The organism is uncultured Meiothermus sp. (assembly GCF_937863175.1).
Lineage (GTDB): Bacteria > Deinococcota > Deinococci > Deinococcales > Thermaceae > Meiothermus.
On record NZ_CALMCQ010000345.1, the window covers coordinates 1 to 6,611 of the forward strand.

7 protein-coding genes are annotated in these 6,611 nt (G+C 55.1%); 3 read left to right on the forward strand and 4 right to left on the reverse strand.

The window, feature by feature from the left end; all coding sequences use genetic code 11:
* The 3 genes from Q0288_RS13090 to Q0288_RS13100 all read left to right on the forward strand — a co-directional run.
* Nucleotides 1-290, forward strand: a 290-nt coding sequence (locus tag Q0288_RS13090; RefSeq protein WP_299431127.1) for a hypothetical protein, incomplete at its 5' end; no start/stop codon positions are given.
* Between the two features lie 860 nt (nt 291-1,150).
* The gene (locus tag Q0288_RS13095) at nt 1,151-2,560 is read left to right on the forward strand and encodes an HD-GYP domain-containing protein (RefSeq protein WP_299431129.1); all 1,410 of its coding nucleotides are present in this window, start codon (nt 1,151-1,153) and stop codon (nt 2,558-2,560) included.
* 23 nt (nt 2,561-2,583) lie between these two features.
* Nucleotides 2,584-3,039: a DUF5317 domain-containing protein gene (locus tag Q0288_RS13100; RefSeq protein ID WP_299431139.1), complete on the forward strand. Its 456-nt coding sequence runs from the start codon at nt 2,584-2,586 to the stop codon at nt 3,037-3,039.
* Between the two features lie 545 nt (nt 3,040-3,584).
* On the opposite strand, the gene Q0288_RS13105 is transcribed toward Q0288_RS13100, so the two are convergent.
* The 4 genes from Q0288_RS13105 to Q0288_RS13120 all read right to left on the reverse strand — a co-directional run.
* A complete protein-coding gene (locus tag Q0288_RS13105) occupies nt 3,585-4,289 on the reverse strand; it encodes a hypothetical protein (RefSeq protein WP_299431131.1) in 705 nt (234 codons plus the stop codon).
* 586 nt (nt 4,290-4,875) lie between these two features.
* A complete protein-coding gene (locus Q0288_RS13110) occupies nt 4,876-5,724 on the reverse strand; it encodes a CPBP family glutamic-type intramembrane protease (protein ID WP_299431133.1) in 849 nt (282 codons plus the stop codon).
* Between the two features lie 90 nt (nt 5,725-5,814).
* Complete coding sequence (locus Q0288_RS13115) at nt 5,815-6,093, reverse strand: hypothetical protein (protein ID WP_299431135.1); 279 nt, start codon at nt 6,091-6,093, stop codon at nt 5,815-5,817.
* Between the two features lie 213 nt (nt 6,094-6,306).
* Nucleotides 6,307-6,611: helix-turn-helix transcriptional regulator (locus Q0288_RS13120; protein ID WP_299431137.1), on the reverse strand; the 305-nt coding region annotated here is incomplete at its 5' end.

The window sequence follows — 6,611 nt, forward strand, 5'->3', positions numbered from 1 at the left end:
CTGCCGCCTCCAGCACGGGCTGGACCAGGCCCTTCCAGGCCGCCGACTGCTACCTCGACCTTAGCTACAAGCCCGAGGGCCAGCAGGGCCTGCTGCTGGGACAGCTCCTGGGTGAGAGCAAAGCCTCGTTCGACACCGCCCGAGTCGCCCTTATCGGCCCCAAAGGCGCCCGTCTGCAAACCGAGGAAATTGAACCCAACACCGGTTTTCGCCTGACCGTGGGCAGTGTAGCGGCCCACCACCTCGAGCTCACCCTGGGCCAGACCACCTTCAAAGTGGCCCTTTCCTGACCCCACCCCCCAGAAGGCCGCTCCAGAGCGGCCTTTTTCTCCATGCCAGCCTAACAACCGACTGGGCTGTCATGTTGAACGGAGTGTAGCGTAGTGAGTCGAAGCCCTGAGGAACCGAAGGGGAAACATCTCCTCAGGGCAGGCGGCCCCGGCCCTCATGCCGGTACGGTGTCATGCCGGTACGGCGGCGGTCTGTTTACCCGAGCAATTGGCGGGTCTGACGCGGTGAGGGGATTCTTCGGGGGCAAAAGCGCCCCCTCAGAATGACAAATTGAGGTGTCATGTTGAGGGGTGCGGAGCACTCCGAAACATCCCCGGGCTGCGTAAGGCACGTCCGATCATGCCGGTACGGCGGCGGTCTGTTTACCCGAGCAGTGGACGAGGTCTGTGCAGTTAGGGGATTCTTCGGCCTGACGGCCTCAGAATGACAAAAGGGGTGAAGCCTGGGGGCCGTAACGCTCCGGCCCATTTTTTGGTGAAAATATCACCGCGCACCCCCCAGAGAACCCCTAAGCTAAGTGCGTCTACTTCGGTAGGCATCGCAAAATTTGGCGTATTGTAATCTTGATACATTCTAAATCAAGTGCAGATATTCCCGTATGCCTTGACTGCCCGGGAGGTCTTGGGGTATTGTCTTCCTCAAGGTTGGAAGCAGAGAAATAAAAACGTTTCCAAACCGTCTGGAAGGAGATAACCATGAAAAAACTTGCCTTCAAAATCCTTACCCTGATCTCTGCCCTGGTTGCTCTGGCTATGGCCGCTGGCGCTAACTACGAGTGGCGCTGATTACGTAACGCTCAGGCGAGTATGGATGTGAAATCCGTACTCGTTTTTTTTTCGCACCCCCCTAAACTAGGTGGGTGCAGTCTTGGTTTGCAATTCCTCCAGGCAAAATACTTGCTTATATCCTCGGGCTAACCCTGGGTTTAGTGGGTCTGCAGTTGACCCTGTTACAGCTACCGGGCCAGAAAGACTTTTATTACATTGATGCTGCTTTCTGGATTGCCCTTATTCTGATTGCCAAAAACACCTTTGTGAAGCTTCCTTTCAATGCTTCCATATCGCACGGGTTCGTTGTGGCGCTGGCAGCGGTGGTCATCTTTCCCGCATGGCTTGCACCGCTCCTGATTTTCGTTTTCAGTTTTGACAGAGCCTTTGGCACGCCGGCTTATCCCTGGTACAAAGACTTGTTTAACAGAACTCAAACGTCAATATCCACTGGTTTTGCAGCCTTAATATGGTGGTTTATCCAGAATCAAGCGGGGGTGAATCCGTACATCCTCGAAGTAGTGGGCATTCTTGCCGCCTCGGTGGCTTATTTTTTGGTGAACACTAGCTCTGTAACCTATGTTATCCATCTTGCCAGCGGTGCCAGCTTTCGCAAAATCTGGTACGAAAACTCTAGCTGGCTCTGGGTGAGCTATCTGGTGCAGGCGCCGGTCGCGTTGTTGCTGGCCAAGGCTTATCAGGTTCCGCTAATTTGGGGCTGGGGTGGGTTTACGGTGCTGTTTATGATGCTGTTGCTCTATTTCTCGCGCTACTACTGGGACGAGAAGGTGAAGCTGGAGGAGTCGTTCGATACCACCATCGAGGTGCTGGTATCGGCGCTGGACGCCAAAGACCCCTTCACCCGCCTGCATTCCGAGCGGGTGGCGGCCATTACCAACAGCATCGCCCAGAAGATGGGTCTGGACGAGCAGGATGTGAAGCGCATTACCTACGCGGCCCGCATTCACGATATTGGCAAGGTGGCGATTCCCGACTCGGTCTTGCTGAAGCCGGGCAAGCTGTCTGCGGAAGAATTTGCCCTCATCCGAAGCCACCCCACCAAGGGTCTCGAGGTGCTGTCCCCCATGCGCCATCGCCTGTCCAAAGATGTCCAGGGCGTTATTCTGCACCACCACGAGCGCTGGGATGGAACCGGCTACCCCCTGGGCGTACGGGGCGACGAGATTCCGACCTGGGCCAGGGTGATCTCGCTGGCCGATGCCTACGAGGCCATGACCGCAGGCCGGGCCTATAGCCTGGCCAAGTCGCCAGAAGAGGCCCTCAATGAGATAATCATGTTTGCGGGGCGGCAGTTCGACCCGCAGGTGGTGCGGCTCTTCGAGGAGCTGTGGCTCGAAGACCTCATCTGGAGAGACCGGGAGGAATTCCTACGACGCTATACCTCGCCAGTGCAATTGTCGGAATTGCCCTTGCCCTCGCGTTCCGAGCCGGCTTCCGCGATCTCGGCAACATCGAGCTCAAGTCCGCCTGGGCCTTCGTAGCCGCCGCGCTGCTGGAAGGTGGGCTGGCACTGGCTACCTCGAGGGGTCTGATGGAGCCCGCAGTGGCTGGCCCCGTCGCAAAAACGCTGGTGGTTCTTCTGGTCGGGTATGGCCTGTGGGCCAACCCGCACCTGCGGGGGCTGTGGTTTGTGGGTCTGGGGCTTTTTTCCAATGCCCTGGTTATTTTTGCCAATAAGGGGCACATGCCCGTAAGCAGCGAGGCACTGTACCGGGTGGGTATGGAGTCGTTCATTCCCAGGCTCCAACAGCAGTACGATGCCGTCCACACCCTGATGACCGAGTCTAGCCGGCTGTGGTTTCTGGCCGACGTGATCCCGGTGAGTATCCTGGGCTATACCAACGTCATCAGCATTGGAGACGTGTACTTGATGGTGGGGATTGCACTGACCATTCTGGATGGAGCCCTGGAAGCCAGGCGCAAGGCCCAGGAGCCTCTGGATATAGATTTGAAGTTTTGAGTGCTGGTCGGAGCATTCATACCAGATCGCCGTTTTTGTACGGCCCTGGCCTCTGGTTCCGGAGACGAGACCCTTGAACCCGTTCCCCAAAGGCACCATTGACATACTGGCGGCGCCTTTGTGTGGTGCTGTGCGCGTGTTGACTACCTTCCAGAGCAAGATGCGGGTGCTTCGGTACGTTGGTTTTCGATATAGATCTGGCCTTGGGAGTGGCGGGATTTGCTGTGGAGCGGCTCGTTTTGGGGCTTTGTTGTCAAACCATCAGGTCAAGTTCACCAGTGCGTTGTACAAAACGTGGCATATCACCGACGGCCAGATGGGCACTCACCGCCATTTACCTCTTCCATCTCCCACACTTCCAACTCACGCAGCATCTTCACACCTCCCACATCAAATAGGGTCTGGATGGCCGAATGCCCGTCTTCCTAGTCCCGCTCCGGCGGATGCCCTGGTCGAGGAAGAGAATAAACAGGCGGCCAGGGTTCTTGTAGCAAAGGCAGCCAGCACCCACAGGCATTATTCCGCGCAGACTCTATTTGCGTCTTTCACCAAAGTGTTTTGTGGGCAAGAGTGAGTTCCTTACAACTTCTCCCCACGGAATACTGCCGCAAGCTGAGCAGGCCAACTGCTACCAGAAGTGCAACACACCCAAAAAAGAGCAGGTAGTTGACCAGCACGCTCTCTGTTACCACTACCAGGCGAACCGTATTCGCTGCAAAGTGCAACAAGATCGCCCACACCAGTCCCATGCGCAATATGATGGCGAGACATGCCAGGCCAAAAGCGGCTGTAGAAAGTGGTTTTAGAATGGTAATTTCTGGCCAAATAGCAATGTCCACAGCCTGACCACTCAAATGAATAAAGCCAAACCATAGAGAGTTGAGCCATACCCCTACCCAGTAGACATTGCTAAATAGCTGAAAAATTCCAATCCTTTCGATCTCCTCTTTTGCTGCCCAAAAGAGCACCCCCCATTCCACAGGCTTGCTTACCACCTGGACACCTGCAGTCTCTGGCAACATGTTGGTGGCCAGATATTTTCCTAGACTGGCAGCAATGCCATCGAGCAGCCAAACCAAAAACAGCAGACCGACCCCGCCCCAGGTAAGCCTGTCCATAATCGGAAACAGCCGCCGATCCTCCTTTATGAGAAACCGATATCCCCAGTAAATTACCCAACCAACAAACATGTATATCCAGGCCCCTATCTCTGCGATAGAAGCGATGCTTTCAGCTATCTTCTGATCCATATGGTTCCAAAAAAAACTATTCCGTGAAGTTTACCCAACCTGTAAATGCTTCATACAGGTTGAGTAGTATAGCTAGTACTGGAGGTATATTGTTTGATGCAAGTCCTGAGTTCCTAATACAGGTAACAAATCCGGTTTACCGCATCCCACAGACCCCGGATAGTGGCGCTGTCCAGGAACCAGGCCGAAAACCATGGGGGTCTTCGACCATTAGAATCCGAACATTGCTATCGTCAGGCCTGGTAACACCAACCTGACCGCTGGAAGACGTATAATCACGCTGCCAACCAAAATCCTTCACATCTCCAATCGAAGAAAGTCCGTATGTTCTCCCCCCGCCACCTCCACCACCAGCACAAACCTGCATGATGCCTCCATAGTTTGAACCATCCGCTATCCAACACCCACCCCGCACTTCCAAAAGCTCGTTTTCATCCAACTCACGCAGCATCTTCACACCTCCATAGTCAAATGGGTTCTTGATTGCCTGATGTCAGTCTACCTAGTCCCGCTCCGGCGGATGCCCTGGTGGATGGGGAGAACAAACAGGCGGCCAGGGTTCGGGCAGCAAAGGCAGCCACCATTGCTAAGTCACGCCGACCAGAAGGTTGAAAAAAAAGTGACTGACCGCAGCAGGCCAGATAGAGCCGGTAGTGCGGATGAGCCAGAGTAAGGCCAGGCCAGCGGTAAACATGGCTAAGGCATAGGTATAAGTGGTTGCCCGCAAAAAGTCCTGGATGTTGGGTTGAGAGGTATCTATACCACGAGCTTCGAGCCTTGGAGCGATTCTTTCTGCCGAGTGGCTGTGGCCTAAAACCCACAACAGTGTGCTGAAGAAGGGGTTTGGCAGGCCGCTGGTATAGAGCGCTGCGCGGGCGACTTCCTCACTGATGCCGCTGATACCGGCAACTATCAAATTGCCGGATAAAACGCCTTCCAGGAGGGCGTATGGGGGTGGTTGGGGAAAAGCAGTCTCAATCTGATAATTGACTGCTGGAATAGCTAGAGAAGCGAAAAAGCTTATTACCATTACACATAGAACCAGGAATGCGAGAAGCAGGGCTCGTATCCGTCGCTTGGGAAGCTGGACATACTCGTGAAGCCGAGGGTCTAAACGGCCCTCGCGGGCAAGGTATATGACCAGTACCGGCAGAATTAGGATGGTGGTGATGAGTAAAAAGCCCAGGAGTATCTCCGTGGGTTCATGAAAGTGAAGTGAAACCCCAAACGCCGCCGAAAGCAGAAGGGCTAGAAACTCTTTGCGTGATACGACGGGAACAATGGTGAGAAGGGATAAGCTGAAGAAATAGACGATTATGAATGGTAACAACGGTTCGTTGGTACCTTGCAGCAGCCAGAATGCTAATGCAGAAAGAACCACTGCTGGGCTGACCCAGCCAGAGTTATGAAGCAGGTTTCTTGATATTGCGGTCATGTTGTTTTGTTGAAACTAGCTTGTGGCGGGTGTTCCTTCACCTACACGCCACAAGCTGACCAGAATATCTCTGGTATTTGTGACTAGAGACTACCAGGGCGTCAACTGGCTGCCACCACCACCGCCACCACCTTGATGGGAGTTTACATGGTAGTGGTTATGGCCGCCATACATCGTCCAAGGCGCCCCATGGTTATGACCATCGCCGGTTTGGGGTGGATCAAACAGCCCACGAACGAACTCCGCCTTTGCCACGTAGTCTGCAAGTTCCCACATCACACAAGCCACTCTGTAACGCTGGAGCCATTCCGGGCAGCCCCCTACCACTTCCTCCATCTCCCACACTTCCAACTCACGCAGCATCTTCACACCTCCCACATCAAATAGGGTCTGGATGGCCGAATGCCCGTCTTCCTAGTCCCGCTCCGGCGGATGCCCTGGCGGAGGAATAGGAGTTTGAACAGGCGGCCAGGGTTCGGGCAGCCGGGACAGCCAGAGCAGCTTTGGGCTGGGCTCGGTAGCTCCGCCTACTACCTGTTCGGCTTCTGCTGGGCTCAGTTCTTGTAGCACCCTTCGGCAGGCTCAGGGCAGTGCCGGTCTCGCCTCCTTTCTGCTATCCAGGGTAGGGGCGGGGGGGTGGTTTGCATAGGGAATTATTCCCAGGATATCCTGGGAACTTTGCTCTAGTAAAAAAACCGGGGTTGTGGTAGAGAGGCCGAAGTAGCGGGCTACCATCTCGGTGCGGCTCTGCACGCCCATCTCGGTCTTGATGTTCTGCACCCGGTTGGCCACGCTCTTGGCGCTGATTTTTAGCCGGGCCGCGATGGCCTCGTTGTCCAGGCCCTGCACCACCAGGCGCAGAACCGCCCAGTCCTTGGGCGAGAGGT